The sequence below is a fragment of the Roseibium aggregatum genome (genome assembly GCF_014692675.1).
GTDB classification, from domain to species: domain Bacteria; phylum Pseudomonadota; class Alphaproteobacteria; order Rhizobiales; family Stappiaceae; genus Roseibium; species Roseibium aggregatum_C.
Genome location: NZ_JABFCZ010000016.1, coordinates 1 through 14,855, shown reverse-complemented (window position 1 = coordinate 14,855; position 14,855 = coordinate 1). Strand labels below are relative to the sequence as shown.

15 protein-coding genes and 1 pseudogene are annotated in these 14,855 nt (G+C 61.5%); 10 read left to right on the top strand and 6 right to left on the bottom strand.

Going from position 1 to position 14,855, the window contains the following annotated elements:
- Positions 1-35 precede the first annotated feature (35 nt).
- Complete coding sequence (locus tag HK439_RS14920) at positions 36-566, bottom strand: DUF721 domain-containing protein (RefSeq protein ID WP_209011834.1); 531 nt, start codon at positions 564-566, stop codon at positions 36-38.
- Positions 567-760: 194 nt separating this feature from the next.
- Between HK439_RS14920 and mutY the strand changes: the two genes are divergently transcribed.
- The 6 genes from mutY (at position 761) to HK439_RS14890 (ending at position 6,749) form a co-directional block, all read left to right on the top strand.
- Entirely contained in the window at positions 761-1,822 is a 1,062-nt protein-coding gene (mutY, locus tag HK439_RS14915; protein WP_190292323.1) for an A/G-specific adenine glycosylase, read from the top strand.
- 126 nt (positions 1,823-1,948) lie between these two features.
- Positions 1,949-2,497, top strand: coding sequence for a 2OG-Fe(II) oxygenase (locus HK439_RS14910; RefSeq protein ID WP_190292322.1), 549 nt, complete (start codon positions 1,949-1,951; stop codon positions 2,495-2,497).
- 151 nt (positions 2,498-2,648) lie between these two features.
- Positions 2,649-3,134 carry a bacterioferritin gene (bfr, locus tag HK439_RS14905; RefSeq protein WP_190292321.1) on the top strand — a complete coding sequence of 162 codons (486 nt, stop codon included), beginning with the start codon at positions 2,649-2,651 and terminating at the stop codon, positions 3,132-3,134.
- Positions 3,135-3,528: 394 nt separating this feature from the next.
- On the top strand, positions 3,529-4,815 hold the full coding sequence (locus HK439_RS14900; protein ID WP_190292320.1) for an efflux RND transporter periplasmic adaptor subunit: 1,287 nt from the start codon (positions 3,529-3,531) through the stop codon (positions 4,813-4,815).
- Positions 4,816-4,857: 42 nt separating this feature from the next.
- Positions 4,858-5,544: an ABC transporter ATP-binding protein gene (locus tag HK439_RS14895; protein ID WP_235987920.1), complete on the top strand. Its 687-nt coding sequence runs from the start codon at positions 4,858-4,860 to the stop codon at positions 5,542-5,544.
- Entirely contained in the window at positions 5,544-6,749 is a 1,206-nt protein-coding gene (locus HK439_RS14890) for an ABC transporter permease (RefSeq protein ID WP_190292318.1), read from the top strand. Before HK439_RS14895 ends, HK439_RS14890 begins: the two co-directional genes overlap by 1 nt.
- Positions 6,750-6,812: 63 nt before the next feature.
- On the opposite strand, the gene HK439_RS14885 is transcribed toward HK439_RS14890, so the two are convergent.
- The gene (locus tag HK439_RS14885; protein WP_190292317.1) at positions 6,813-7,940 is read right to left on the bottom strand and encodes a helix-turn-helix transcriptional regulator; all 1,128 of its coding nucleotides are present in this window, start codon (positions 7,938-7,940) and stop codon (positions 6,813-6,815) included.
- A 466-nt stretch (positions 7,941-8,406) separates the two neighbouring features.
- On the opposite strand from HK439_RS14885, the gene HK439_RS14880 reads away from it, so the two are divergent.
- Positions 8,407-9,756 (top strand): globin-coupled sensor protein, encoded by a 1,350-nt coding sequence (locus HK439_RS14880; protein ID WP_190292316.1) that lies wholly within the window; start codon positions 8,407-8,409, stop codon positions 9,754-9,756.
- 48 nt (positions 9,757-9,804) lie between these two features.
- On the opposite strand, the gene HK439_RS14875 is transcribed toward HK439_RS14880, so the two are convergent.
- The 3 genes from HK439_RS14875 to HK439_RS14865 all read right to left on the bottom strand — a co-directional run bounded on the left by HK439_RS14875 (position 9,805) and on the right by HK439_RS14865 (position 12,635).
- Entirely contained in the window at positions 9,805-10,089 is a 285-nt protein-coding gene (locus tag HK439_RS14875) for a hypothetical protein (protein WP_190292315.1), read from the bottom strand.
- 76 nt (positions 10,090-10,165) lie between these two features.
- Positions 10,166-10,711 (bottom strand): hypothetical protein, encoded by a 546-nt coding sequence (locus HK439_RS14870; RefSeq protein ID WP_190292314.1) that lies wholly within the window; start codon positions 10,709-10,711, stop codon positions 10,166-10,168.
- A gap of 37 nt (positions 10,712-10,748) precedes the next feature.
- Positions 10,749-12,635, bottom strand: coding sequence for a ubiquitin-like protein (locus HK439_RS14865; RefSeq protein ID WP_190292313.1), 1,887 nt, complete (start codon positions 12,633-12,635; stop codon positions 10,749-10,751).
- Between the two features lie 168 nt (positions 12,636-12,803).
- Here HK439_RS14865 and HK439_RS14860 point away from each other — a divergent pair.
- The 3 genes and pseudogenes from HK439_RS14860 to HK439_RS14850 form a co-directional block, all read left to right on the top strand.
- Positions 12,804-13,097 (top strand): annotated as a pseudogene (locus tag HK439_RS14860) (ABC transporter permease); the annotation flags it as partial.
- Between the two features lie 113 nt (positions 13,098-13,210).
- Positions 13,211-13,435 carry a DUF2188 domain-containing protein gene (locus HK439_RS14855; protein WP_190292311.1) on the top strand — a complete coding sequence of 75 codons (225 nt, stop codon included), beginning with the start codon at positions 13,211-13,213 and terminating at the stop codon, positions 13,433-13,435.
- Entirely contained in the window at positions 13,435-13,830 is a 396-nt protein-coding gene (locus tag HK439_RS14850) for a hypothetical protein (RefSeq protein WP_190292310.1), read from the top strand. The genes HK439_RS14855 and HK439_RS14850 overlap by 1 nt, the downstream gene beginning before the upstream one ends.
- Here the strand turns inward: HK439_RS14850 and tnpC are convergent.
- Positions 13,818-14,855, bottom strand: a 1,038-nt coding sequence (gene tnpC, locus HK439_RS14845) for an IS66 family transposase (protein WP_190292309.1), incomplete at its 5' end; no start/stop codon positions are given. The genes HK439_RS14850 and tnpC overlap by 13 nt on opposite strands.

Sequence of the window (14,855 nt, the reverse complement as noted above, 5' to 3'; positions counted from 1 at the left end):
TCACGACGAGGTGACGGCCGAGGCCCGGCAGAACTTCATTTGGATGCCTTTTCCCGCGCGATGACCTGGGATCCCAGTTTCTTCAGAGCGTTTCGCAGGCCGTCATGCTCGAAGCCGGAGAGCTTGTCGTCGAGCTTCTTCTCTTCCGCGCCGGTCAGCGGGGGCAAGACCTTGCGGCGCGGATGGGCGCGCGCTGCAACCGGCCGCTGAACGATCTTGATCCGCCCGACGGCAGCCCAGCCGTAAAACGCATTGATCCGCTCGATGATCTGCGGCATCTCGTGGGAGAGCATCAGGGCCGTGGGGCCGTCGGTGTGCACGACAAGGGTAGCCGGTTTGGGCGCAGCATCATCCGCCAGAACCGCCTCTTCGGGCTGGCGCGGCCAGATCAGCCGCTCCGGCTGCACCCGTTCGCCATAGCGTTCGCCGACGATGTCAGGCCATGAGGCAAGGATGTCCACGGAGGCAAAACCGCGTTTGCGGCACGCAGGTGTCATCGCCTTGCCGACCAGATCGGCAAGCGGTTTGGCCGCATTTCGTCCTTTGGCCTTTTCTCTGGCGGACACGGTCGAAATGGTTTTACTCCTCAACACACCGGGCGAAACATTACATGCCCTTACGTCATCATACTTATGCAGGATTGCGACGAAACGAAGACATTTCCGGGATTCTACAAATGCGCACAGTGTTATCCCTTCGTTTTCCCCAGACTTTCCAAGTCGTCGCTTGCAAACATTTTGGAAAGTAACACCTTTGAGCCATGAATTCTAAACCGACATCCCAAACACTTCTTGACTGGTACGACCGGCATGCCCGGAAACTCCCCTGGCGGGTTTCCCCGGACGACCGCAGGGCCGGGGTCGTGCCCGATCCCTACCAGGTCTGGCTGTCGGAAATCATGCTGCAGCAAACCACCGTGCAGGCCGTAAAGGATTATTTTCTCAAGTTTACTCGGCTCTGGCCGGACGTGCATGCGCTCGCGGATGCCGCCGACGAGGACGTCATGAAAGCGTGGGCGGGGCTCGGATATTATTCCCGCGCCCGCAACCTGAAGAAATGCGCCGAACATGTCTCCCACCACCACGGCGGGCGGTTTCCGGAAGACGAGGACGCGCTTGTCGCCCTGCCCGGCATCGGGCCCTATACCGCAGCCGCGATTTCCACCATCGCGTTCGACCGCAAGGCGGCGGTCGTGGACGGAAATGTCGAACGGGTCGTCAGCCGCCTTTATGAAATCAAAGACCCGCTGCCCGGCTCCAAGCCCGCCATCCGGGCAGCGATGGCGGAACTGACGCCGGAAGACCGGCCCGGGGACTTCGCCCAGGCCGTCATGGACCTCGGCGCGACCCTTTGCACACCGAAGCGACCGACCTGCAGCCTGTGTCCGTGGAGCGAACCTTGCGCGGCCCGGAAATCCGGCCTGGCGGAAACGCTGCCGGTGAAGGCGCCGAAAAAGGAAAAGCCGACCCGGCGCGGGGCCGCTTTCGTCGCGGTCAGGAGCAATGACGGCGCCGTTCTCCTGCGCCGGCGCCCACCCAAGGGCCTGCTCGGCGGCATGAGCGAGGTGCCCGGATCGGAGTGGAGCGAGGATTTCGCGACTTCGAACGGACATGATCACGCACCTTTCTCCGGAGACTGGAAAGCTCGTCCGGGCGTCGTCCGGCACACGTTTACCCACTTTCACCTGGAGCTCACGGTTTACCGGGCCACGCACCCGGCCGACACGCCGATCCCGCAGAATTGCTGGTGGTCGCCGCCCTCAGAGCTGGATGGCGAGGCCCTGCCGACCGTGATGCGCAAGGCGATTGCCGCCGGACTTTAGCTTCAGGAGAACAAATCGATCTGATCGTTTCGCCGGGAAAGCGAAAATCACCGCGATTTTCGCGTTGCAAACGGGTGATTTTGGGCGTTCTTGCGATCTCTCGATCAACCCTTTCGATGGACCCATATGTTCACGCATTCGATCGCAAACCTGTTTTCGAAATCCGAGGCGGCAGAGATCATCCGCCTGAGCGAAGACGGCCGGCAGAAGCGGGGCGGACTGGTGGGCGGCACCCGTCACGACAACATCCGCCGCGCGGAGATTTCCTGGCTCGACGACCAGGGGACGGCGGCCTGGGTGATGGACCGGATCGTCGATGCGGTGGCCCGCGCCAACCGGGACACGTTCTCCTTCGATATCACCGAATTCAAGGAACGGCTCCAGGTCGCCGCCTATGACGAGACCGACGAAGGGCATTACGACTGGCATTCGGATATCGGCGACGGCCCGATCGCCCGTTACCGCAAGCTCACCATCGTCACCCAGTTGTCGGACCCGGACACATACGAGGGCGGAGACCTGGAGATTTCGCTGGGCGGAACAGCGAAGGTTTCGCCCCGGGATCTGGGGTCGGCCACCCTGTTCGCCAGCTTCATGCTGCACCGGGTCGTGCCCGTAACGCGCGGCTCACGCTATTCCCTGACCTGCTGGAGCCACGGCCCGCACTTCCGCTGACCCGCGCAGGTTCCGCAGCGTCACTGTGAAAACGTATTTTCCGATTTCATTACGAATTATAGCTTGTTAGGTTCTGCCTGAACTGGACGCGCACGTCTGGATTGTTCCAGACACAGGCATCTAAGACCTAACGACCGGAGAGGCCATCGCCATGAAAGGCAATCAGAAAGTTATCGACCGGCTGAACGAAGCCCTGTTCCTGGAGCTCGGCGCCATCAACCAGTACTGGCTGCATTACCGCCTCCTGGACGACTGGGGCTATGCCCGCATGGCCAAGAAGGAACGCGCCGAATCCATCGAGGAAATGGAACACGCCGACAAGCTCGTCGACCGCATCATCTTCCTGGAAGGCCACCCGAACCTGCAGAAGGTCTCGCCGCTGCGCATCGGCCAGAACATCAAGGAAGTGCTGGAATGCGACCTCGCCGGCGAATACGACGCCCGCGAATCCTACGCCAAGTCGCGCGAAATCTGCCGCGAGGAAGGCGACTACGTCTCCATGCAGCTTTTCGAACAACTGCTGTCCGACGAGGAAGGCCACATCGACTTCCTCGAGACCCAGCTGGAACTCCTGGAAAAGATCGGCATCGAACGCTACGGCCTGCTCCAGGCGGCCCCCGCCGACGAAGCCGACTGAGCGAACTATTCCGGTATTTGTTGACGAATTTCGACGCGGCTGCCATCGGCGGCCGCGTTTTTTATTGGCGGTCGTGGCGGAAGGGGCATGGCCCTGCCCCACCCACAACCGTCACCCCGGCCTCGAGCCGGGGCCTACTCGCGGAGCCACTTGCCGCAGCTTTGGTCAGAAGAACAATGGCTCTGGAAACGAGTGGGTCCCGGCTCTCCGCTTCCGCTCCGGCCAGGATGACAACGGAGAGTGAGGCGAGCACCATAACCAGTGTTGCCTCCGCGACCGTGCGCCCCCTTTCGCGCAGGCTCTCTTCGCACTGCAATACTATTTGACTAATCTCATGGCTGCCGCAAACTCCGGCCACTATATCGTAGCGACAAGACCAACAGCGGACGGCGCCATGCTCGACAAGAACACGCGATCCGATAGCGACGAGGACATCGAGACTGTCCTCGGAGTGAGGCAGACGGCCGGCTCTCGAGCGAAACGGGTGCTGAAATGGACCATCCTGGCCGCAATCGCGGCCGGCATCGGTTTTGGCACCTATGAGTATTTCGGCGCCGGCGACAAGTCCGACGGCCTGACCTACACCACCAATGCGTCTTCCACGGGCGACATCATCGTTCTGGTGACGGCGACCGGCACGGTGGAACCGACCAACAAGGTGGAGATTTCCAGCGAGCTGTCCGGCATCATCCGCACCGTCGCGGTGGATTACAATTCGCAGGTCAAGGTCGGGCAGATGCTGGCCGAGCTGGACACCGACAAACTCAAGGCAACCGTGGAAAGCTCCAGGGCCAAGCTGAACGCCGCGATTGCCCGGGTGACGGAAGCCGAAGCGACCGTGGTGGAGAAGGAAGAGGACTACAAGCGCAAGGTCTCGCTGGAGGAGCGGAAGATCATTTCCACCCTTGAACTCCAGACCGCGCGCGCCGCCCATGACCGGGCGCTGGCCGCCCTTGAAAGCGCCAAGGCCGACGTGACCGCCGCCCGGGCCGAGTTGCGGGTCCACGAGACCGACCTGAAGAAATCCTGCATCTGCTCGCCCATCGACGGCGTGGTGCTCAGCCGCGACGTGGATCCGGGACAGGTGGTCGCCGCCTCGCTCCAGGCCCCCGTGCTGTTCACCATCGCCGAGGATCTCAAGAAGATGGAGGTGCAGGTCGACGTGGACGAGGCCGATGTGGGCAAGGTCGAGGAAGGCCAGACCGCCGTCTTTACAGTGGATGCCTATCCGGACCGGCAGTTCGACGCGGTGATCCGGGAACTCCGCTTCGGTTCGGAGATCGTCCAGGGCGTGGTCACATACAAGGCGGTGCTGACCACCGACAATTCCGAACTGCTGCTCCGGCCCGGCATGACCGCGACCGCGGAAATCAAGGTGCAGGAGGAAGACGGCGTCCTGACCGTTTCCAACGAGGCCCTGCGCTACATCCCGCCGAAGGCGACCCCGGTGAAGGACAACCGCAGCTTCCTGCAGCGGCTCCTGCCCCACCCGCCGCGCTTCGGCCAGGCGAGCCGGCCGGAGCAGACCGGCACGGAGCGCGAGATCTGGGTGCTGCGCGACGGCAAGGCGATTCCGGTTCCGGTGACCATCGGGATTACGGACGGCAGCCGGACCCGGATCGTGAAGGGCGACATTGCCGCCGGCGACCGGATCATCGTCGATGCACAGGCCGCCGGTTAAGTCATGAACGCGGCTGCCCCTCCTCCCTCTCCTCAGCCGGTGATGCGGCTGAAGAACGTCGCCAAGATCTACGGAGCCGGCATGGCGGAAGTGCGCGCGCTCGACGGCATCGACCTGACGATCAACCAGGGCGAATTCGTCGCCATCATGGGCGCGTCCGGCTCGGGCAAGTCGACGGCCATGAACATCCTCGGCTGCCTCGATACGCCGACCAGCGGCACCTATCTGTTCAAGACCGTGGACGTCGGCAGGCTCAACCGCGACCAGCGCGCCCTGTTGCGCCGGCATTATCTCGGCTTCGTCTTCCAGGGCTTCAACCTGCTCGCGCGCTCAAGTGCCGTGGAGAATGTGGAACTGCCGCTGATCTATCGCGGCACCAGGTCAACCGAGCGGCGGCGCCTTGCCATGCGCGCGCTGGCGCATGTGGGCCTCAAGGGCCGCGAGCATCATTTTCCGAGCGAATTGTCGGGCGGCCAGCAGCAGCGCGTCGCGATCGCGCGCGCCATCGTCACCTCGCCCAAGGTGCTTCTGGCGGACGAGCCGACCGGCAACCTCGACACGAAGATGAGCCTGGAAATCATGGAGCTTCTGAAGGCGCTCAACGAGGAGGAAGGCATCACCGTGATCATGGTCACCCATGAAGCGGAAATGGCGGCCTACGCCCACCGGATCGTCCAGTTCTCCGACGGCCGGATCAGGACCGACGGCAAGAAGCGGGAGCCGGCCTGATGCTTTGGGAAACCTTCCGCCTCGCCCTCCAGGCGCTCCGGCGCAACGCGCTCCGGTCGTTCCTGACCGTGCTCGGCATCGTCATCGGCGTCGGCGCGGTGATCGCCATGGTGACCATCGGCAACGGCACCACGGTCAAGGTCGCCGACGATCTCTCCAAGCTCGGCAGCAACCTCCTGTTCGTCCGCCCCGGCCAGTTCGGACCCGGCCGCTCCAGCGCGGAAGCCAGGGCGTTCACCGCCAAGGACGTCGCCGCGCTCAAGGCCCAGCTGCGCGGGGTCAAGGCCGTTGCCCCTGTGGCCCAGACCTCGGGCACGGCCATTGTCGGCACGGAAAGCCGCGCTACCAGCATCATCGGCAGCGACAACGACTTCTTCATCTCCCAGGACTGGCCGCTCTCGGCCGGGCGTGAATTCCTGGGCGGCGAGATCCGCGGCGGACGGGCGGTCTGCCTGATCGGCGCAACCGTGCGCGACGAGCTCTTCGGCCCGGCCTTTCCCATCGGCCAGAGGGTCAGGGTGAACAAGGTTTCCTGCGAGGTGATCGGCCTCCTGGAAGCCAAGGGGCAGTCGAGTTTCGGCACCGATCGGGACGATGTCATCCTGATGCCGCTTCGGACCTTTCAGCGGCGCATCGCCGGCAACACCAACATCTCCACCATCTACGTCTCCGCCCAGGACGGGGTCGAGACATCAAAAGTCCAGCAGGACATCGAGCGCCTCTTGCGCGAGCGGCGCGGCATCACCGGCAACGAGGAAGACGATTTCAGCGTGCGCGACATGAAGCAGATCGCCCAGACGCTGACCTCGACCACAGCCATGATGACCGCGCTTCTGGGTGCCGTCGCCGGCGTCAGCCTGCTCGTCGGCGGCATCGGCATCATGAACATCATGCTGGTGTCGGTCACCGAACGCACCCGGGAGATCGGCATCCGTCTCGCCATCGGCGCCCAGGCGTCCCAGGTGCTGATGCAGTTCCTGGTGGAGGCGGTGGTGCTCTCCATGTTCGGCGGCATCGTCGGCATCCTCTCCGGCCTCGGCCTGGCGCTGCTTGCCTCCAGCACCATGAACATCCCCTTCATGCTCGACTGGAAAATCGTGGTCATCGCCTTCGCCTTTTCGGCTGCCGTCGGCATCCTGTTCGGCTTCTTTCCGGCACGGCGGGCAGCAAGGCTCGATCCGATCGAGGCGCTCAGGCACGAGTAGGCGCGCGCTCAAGGGTTCCCGGACGCTGGGAGGAAACGGCCGCTGGCCGACATGCCCGGCAGGTCAGATCCTGAAAAAGGACATTGCCGACATCATTCGCACCAGATGCGTCTGGTTGCGTGTCCCGGTCTTCTTCAGGACATTCTGCATGTGCCAGCGGACGGTGCCGATGGAGATGCCGTTTTCTTCGGCATAGTCGTCCAGCGCTGCTTCCTGGAGCAATGCTTTCAGAAGGCTTGTCTCCGCGTCGGTCAGCCCGAAATTCGCCGAAAACGCCTCGAGGGCGGACTGGCTGAAATTCCTCGAACTCTGGACGACCATCATCACCGCGTCGTCCGAGCTCAATTCGAACGCCGACCGCCGGGAGATCGGATGGAGCAATATTCCGATCAGCGAATTGCCCGTTTCACTGTGAAAAAAGAGCTGTTCACTTTGCAGCCCGGCTCCGTCTTTCCGGGCTTTGACAACCGCGTTCAGCTTGGCGTCGAATTCCGTTTGCAGGGCGCGTCTGGCAAACAGGGGGCGCCCCCCGCGCACCTCCACGTCGGCGTAATGACGAATCAGGTTTTCAAACGATGAATTCGTTTTCGTGACGCGGCCATCTGCGGAGATCGCCGCCATCCCGATCGGCGAAAGATCCAGCAATTCATCTATCGAGCGTTTCTGTGTCTCGGCCGGCCTGGCAATACCGGAGAACAACAACGCGCGCTCAATGTGTTTCCGCGCGATGGCCAGTTTATCGATTTCGTCTTCCGTTGCAGGTCCGCGCGAAGCGGACCGGCGGAAGGAGAGCACCATGTGCCGGTCATCGTTTAGCCGATTGAGCTTCGCCCCCAGGTAATACTTGAGGCCTTTCTTATCCAGCCAATTATAAAACTCACTTTTCGCGATCACCTCGCCCGAAGCGAACAACCGGTCGAAAAAGACGTTGGGCTTATACTTTTCAATATAGTCGTTCAGCGGATGAAGATACCGGTAGGAACTCTCGAAATCGGACCAGAACCCGTCATCGCAATCGCCGGCATACAGCAGTTTGTGGTCGGACGGCCCCCTTTCGATCGAGCCGAGCGCCACCAGATCATAGCCGAGCTCGCGCCTGAAATTCTCCAGTGCAAGCGGCCACTTCTCACGGTCTATCGCTGCATCGTAAAAAGCGTCGATGCAATCGTGGAATATGTCGATGCCTGCCATTGCCAAGATTTTGGGATTCCAAGGGCCGCGTCAGCCCCCGGACGCGATTTACCCAAAGGAACTATAATTCAATTTTCGCGAAACATTCAATATATATGAAATAGAATATATTTTTCCAGTTTCCGATGTAATTCCGGCGAACGGCCTCAGAGTGACAGCCGACGGGGCGGCCAGAGCCGGCCGGGACGGCTTGCGGCCGATAGTGAGCCGGCTTTCGAATGCGCCCGGGATCGACAATCCGTCCTCTACGGCATCTTTCGCCGTGTCGCCCACCGGAAATCGTCTCCAAACAGAAATTCAAGAAATCAACTCGCTAAAATAGAGTTAATAAAATAAAAAAATATATTTAAGATCCCTACAATTTTGCAGGGAGCAAAACCTGCGCAGTTCAGCTTTAACTCTCCCATCTCATTACGCAGTGTCACCTGACAAAGCTGCGAACCATGTACAATAGGAGGGTTGTTCATTGCAGAATGACAGCGATTTCTCTGAACATCTCGGTTTTTACCGGATAGACAGCGACACCTGCGCAGTTCTCCGCGAAAACAAGACGCTCATTCTGGACGTGCTCAAGGGCGTTCTCGATGAATTCTACGAACATATTGCCGACTATGAGGCCATGAGCCGGTTCTTTTCCAGTTCGAACCACATGAGCCAGGCCAAGAGCCGGCAGATCCAGCACTGGGAACTCATATCCAGCGGGTCGTTCGACCAGACCTATTTCGCATCCGTCATCCGCGGCGGCGAGACCCATCACCGGATCGGACTGGACACGCGCTCCTATATCGGCGGCTACAGCTTTCTTCTGTCCCGGGTGAACCAGGAGATCGCCCGCAAGATCCGGACCGGGCCGCTGGGGAAAGGCAATCTGGAGCGGCTTGCCGAGCTGCAGGCCGCCATCACCAAGGCCGCTATGTTCGACATGCATATCGCAATCGGCGTCTACCTCGACGCCGGCGAGAAGAAGCGCCGCGAGACGCTGGAAGACCTGGCGGCGAAATTCAACACGTCGGTCGGCGGGATCGTCGATGCCGTGGCCTCGTCTGCCGAAAGCCTGCGCCAGGCATCCGAAACCGTGTCCGCGGCTACCGAGGAAACCTCGTCGCAGGCCGTCGCCGTTTCCGCCGCCGCCGAACAGGCGACCGCCAATGTCCGCTCCGTGGCGAGTGCGACCGAAGAGCTTGCGGCATCGATCCAGGAGATTTCCCGTCAGGCCGCAGACTCGCACCAGATGACGGAGGAAGCGGTCCGGGGCACCTCCATGACGAACACCAAGGTCGAGGCGCTGGCGGAGACCGCGCAAAAGGTGGGCGACATCGTGAGCCTGATCAGCGATATCGCGGACCAGACGAACCTGCTGGCGCTGAACGCGACCATCGAGGCGGCGCGCGCGGGCGAAGCCGGCCGCGGGTTCGCCGTCGTTGCCTCGGAGGTCAAGGCGCTCGCCGGTCAGACCGCCAATGCGACGGCGGAGATCTCCCAGCAGATCGGACTGATCCAGTCCGCCACCGAGGAGGCCGTGCTCTCTATCGGCCAGATCACCGAAATCATCGACAAGATCAACACGACCGGCACGGCGATCGCATCGGCCGTCCGGCAGCAGGACTCCGCAACCCAGGAGATTTCCAGAAACGTGCACGAGGCCTTCCAGGGCACCCAGGCCGTTTCGGAAAACATCACCGGCGTCAGCAAGGCAACGGAAGACGCAGGCACAACCGCCGCCCATGTTCTTTCGTCCGCGAACGGCCTGTCGACGCAATCGGATCAGCTGAGGGCCGAGGTGGCGAAGTTCATGGAAACGATGCGAAGCGCATAGGGTTCGCACGCGCCCGTTACATGAAAAGACCCGGCATGACAGGACATGTCATGCCGGGTCGGGGATCGGCACGCGTTCGGAGGTGCCGTCGGTGCCGCTGACGACGAGGGTGCGCCCGTCGTCGTCGAAGCGGGCCCGGATCGCGCCGTAATATTCCCATTCCGTCTCGAACCATGAGGACACGACCACGCGGCCGTCCGGGTCGCGCACCTCGATGTCGCTGCTCATGGTGCCTTCGTTGTTGCCCGTGTGGGTAAAGCCATCCGGCCTGGTATAGATTTCGCGGCCGGTTCGCGGATCGGTATCCACCAGAGTCCAGTCTGAATCACCCATGTCAAACCCTTGCTTCCCGGTTGGATTATCGTTCCGAAGCCAACACCATGATTGAGACTCGGGGTCCGCCCGCGCCCTAATAATGATCGACCCGGACCTTTGCGGCGGACTTGCTGCCGAGGCGGTCCTCGATCAGCCGGTCGATCTCCTCCATGAACGCGTCGAGGTCGTCGACCTGGCAATAGACCCTGAGCGCGAACCATTCCGGCAGGTCGTCGCGGTCGGGCACCGAATACCAGCGGCCGCCCTCCTCGACGACGTCGGTGATGCGGTCGTCGCCTGCAAGAAGGTCGGCAACGCGGTCGAGCACGTCGTCGTCGCCGGTCTGGACGATGGTGAACCGTTTTTCCGCCGGCCCGGAGGGCGCCGTTTCGGCCGTGGCCTCGGAAATCGGGGCTTCGAAGGTCGCACCTTCGACAGCCGCCTCGGCGCCCGCAGGCGCGCGCCTGGAAAACAGCGACAGCCCCCCGACCACGATCCAGTGGCCGGTTGCCACGATGACGCCGCCGGTCAGCATGGTCTTCCAGGCCTCGCCGGTGTCCTCGAAGAACGCCTCCCAAAACCCCATGCCGACGATAAGCAATCCGAACAGGATCAAAAACCCGCCGATCTTGTCTCTCATCTGGAACCACCCTCCCCCTCAAGCGGAAATATCTGACCTAGTTCAGCTTGATCATCATGAAGATCCTGTCGCCGCCCTTGATGCCGTATGAGGACAGCTTGTTGCTGTCGGCCAGTTCCTTCTTGTTGTGGAACAGCCGCTGGCTTCCTGCCGCAACGCCGAGATCGTCTGCAATCTTCGCCTTAAGCCCCGCAACCGTCTCGTTCGGCGAGAACGCGACCGAAACCTCGTTGCCGGTCATGGTGCGGACGTGGATCTTGCCCTCCTCGCCGGCGTCGACCCAGGCTTCCGTGTTGACCTGCGGCGGGGTCGCCTTGGCGGTGAGCGCTGCCTGGTATTGCTTCTTGGTCTTGTCGAGCAGCTGCGCAGGCGCGCCGGCCCGTTCGGCGCGGGCGATCAGCTCCTTCGCCCGGTCCAGCCGCTGCGGCAGGTATTCGCCGCTGATCAGTTCCTGGGCCAGGAAGGCGGCGGCATCGGGATGGCCGCCCTCGAAGGCGCGCAGCACGTAGACCACGCCGGTCTTCGGATCCTTGTCCGTGCCGATCCCGCGAATGAGCTGCAGGCCGTAATTCGACATGGCCAGCGGATAGCCGGCCTTGGCCGCCTGCCGGGTCAGCTCGTGGTTCCTGACCTTGTCGCCGGTGTAGAATTTGCAGCTCTTGTTCCAGGCGAGCAGCCAGGCCAGCGACACCTGGTCGGTCGCCCCGTTTTCCACGGCCGCCCTGCGTTTGAGTTCCTTGTAGGCGCCCGCATCGCCCTTGCAGGCCCGGGTGGACAGGCCGATGGAACGCTGGCGCGCCTCCTGCCAGTTCTTCATGGGGATGAACGGCGGCAGGCCGTCGGCCGTCTGGGCGGCCGCGCCGGCGGTCCAGACAAGATTGCCCAGCAGGTCCCTGCCCGGAAACGCCCGACCCACAGGCGCCCGGTCCTGCACGCGGATCACCACCAGCTTGTCCGCGATCTGCGCATGCATGATCTGACGCCTGAGCGGCTGATTGCCCGCCCTGTGGACACCCCATTCGGCCCTGAACCGGGTTCCGCCGATGGTGACATCGCCCTGCTTCACCATGCCCGACTTCGGGTCGAAGGTGCCGGGCATGAAGGTGTAGAGCCCGAGCGTTCCCGGCAGTTCGTTGGCAAAGGATTTGTTGTCCGGATCGTCCTTGAACTTGTCCCAGTCCGGGTCCCATTTCCGGGTGAAGATCGTCACCCGCGACAGCCAGTCGTCGGAGCCGTAGCTGATCGAACTGTCGTCCTTGGAAACGACCTTCCAGCCGGCCGGGGGCGTGAGCCGGTACACGCCGTCCATGCCCCACCCGGCCGCGTCCGCAGGCTGGGGCGGGTAATAACCCTTGATGCGGATGCTGCCGATGACGCTCTTCAGGCCGCCGAAGCCCTGGTGGCCCATGTAGGTCTTGAAGTCCGCATCGGTCGGCGACGTGGCCATGAAGAACGACACGAAGCCGTCCTGCTTGACGTAGTAATGAAACACGTCGACGGGCTGCTGGCCGTCCATGGCGTAGCCGTCGATATAATAGGCGGGCGCCCAGCCGATATTGGCCCGGCCTTCCTTGCGCACCTTGCCGCCGGCCGCCTTCCAGTTTGCCTGGAACCGGGCAATCTCGTCGCTGCCCAGCTCCTTGCCCGGCGCGCCGGGAAGCCGGCGCAGCAGGAGCCGCTGATGGTAGGGGTAATCGTCGTCGTAAACGCCCTTGGCCTCGAGCGCCAGCAGGAACGGATCCTTGAGCGCCAGGGGTTTCCAGTCCGCGCCATATTCCAGCACGATGCCGTATTTCTTTTCCCGCCACAGGTTTTCCGCCGCCTGCACCTGGGAAACGATCATCAAGCCGGCGAACAAACAAAGCCCGAGCCAGCCGATGGCCTTGAGAACCCGTCCCGCTACACCCGTCAAGATGGCCTGCATTTCCCAACTCCCCCAAGTCAGACGCTGGCGCGCGCCGGACCGCCAAGGTCAGCGGCCGGCGAGAAGTATAAATCGCAAGACAAGCAGATTTAGGCTTTCGACGGCCGGGACCTTTTGTTTGACCTTAGGTCATGGGAGCGGAAAGGATCAAGGCGATGTGGTTTTGGAGGGATGAGGCTAAGTCAGAAAGGATCACTCGTCTGCGCCCAGGCATCCCAGGTGCTGATGCAGTTCCTGGTGGAGGCGGTGGTCTTGTCCATGTTCGGCGGCATCGTCGGCATCCTCGGCGGCCTCGGCCTCGCCCTGCTCGCCTCCAGCACCATGAACATCCCCTTCATGCTCGACTGGAAAATCGTCATCATCGCCTTTGCCTTTTCAGCGGCCGTCGGCATCTTGTTCGGGTTTTTCCACACGCGGCGTGCGGCAAGGCTCAATCCGATTGAGGCGCTGAGGCATGAGTGAGGGGGATGCAGTCAACAAATTTTCTAGCTGTTTGCAACCTAACCAACGGCTAGCACTATTGGTCAGCAAGGCATATATATATCTTAGAATGGCGCAAACTCGGAGCACTTTCGATGTCGAAGAAGGGCCAGCACGTAGTTCCAAATGGTGGGAAGTGGAGCGTTCGCACAGCCGGCGCGCAGCGTGCGAGTAAGACTTTTGCTACCCAACAAGAGGCAATCGAAAACGCCAGAAGTAGGGCGCGCAAACAGGGCACCGAACTCTACATACACGGTAAGGACGGCAGAATTCGTGAACGTAATTCTTATGGTCGCGATCCTTTCCCCCCAAAAGGGTGATGCGTGCTGATCCACCATTCGAAAGGTCCGTTTTCATTAACTGCCCTTTCGATGACACCTATGCCCCTCTTTTAGAGGCTGCGCTCTTTTGCATAACTTATTTTGGGTTTGTGCCTCGCCTAGCAAACGAGAGGCTAGAAGCTGGCGAAAATCGACTTGAAAAAATAGTTGGAATGATTCGCGGCTCTCAGTATTCAATTCACGACTTGTCGAGATGTCGTGCAGACGCTGCAGGCGACTATTTCAGAATGAACATGCCATTCGAATATGGCATTGATGTTGGCTTTCGAAATGGCGCCAATGAAAACTTACAGCAAAAGAAATTTCTTATTTTTGAACGAAGTCCATATGAGCTTAAGCGTAAGCGCGAAGCTGCGGCCGTTCAGCTCTTGTAGTTCCAGGGCATGAGAGCGCCGATGTCGCTATTGGGCCAACCGTTGGCGATGCGCTCGAGGGTCTGTGTGAGCCAGGCGTGGGGATCAAGCTGGTTCATTTTCGCCGTGGTCAGAAGGGTGGCGATAGTTGCCCATGTCCGTCCGCCACCGTCGCTGCCGGCGAAGAGGCTATTTTTTCTCGTAATTGTTTGCGGCCTGATGGCCCGTTCGACGGTGTTGGAGTCGATTTCGATGCGACCGTCAGCAAGGAAGCGCTCAAGCGCGGTGCGCCGGTTGAGCGCATAGCGGATCGCCTCTGCAGGCTTCGATTTGCCCGACAACTTCGGCAATTCCTTTTCCCACAAAGCAAACAGTGCGGTGACGATGGCAGCGGACGTCTCCTGACGCGCCGACATTCGGGCAACCGGCTCCTGGCTACGCACCTTCTCCTCGACGGACCACAGCGGAGCCATCAGCTCCACCGTCTGCGATGCGATGATGGAGGAGCCAGCAGTGTGCAGCTCATAGAACTTGCGCCGCACGTGGCTCCAGCATGCCGCAAGTGTCGCGCCGTCATTGCCCCGATCGGAGCGGGCTACCCGATTGTAGGCCGCGTAACCGTCGACTTGCAGAATGCCGCGATAGCCGTCCATGTGCCGGGCAACGCAGTCGCCGGCGCGGCTGTCTTCAAAACGATAGGCAACCATGGGCGGTCCGCTGCCGCCGAAGGGACGGTCATCGCGAACATAAGCCCAAAGATAGGCCGTCTTGGTCTTGCCGGACCCTGGCGCCAGCGTCGGGAGGGTCGTTTCGTCGGCGAAGATCCGCTCGCCTTGCTTGATACGGGCCAGGATATGCTCGGCCAAAGGTTCGAGCTCGAAGCCGATCTTGCCCATCCACTGCGCCATCTGCGTACGGTCGATCTCGACGCGATCGCGCGCATAAATCGCTTCCTGGCGATAGAGCGGCAGGCCGTCGGCATATTTGGCCACCGCGATCTGCGCCAGCAGCGCTTCGGTCGGAATACCACTTTCGATTATGCGGGC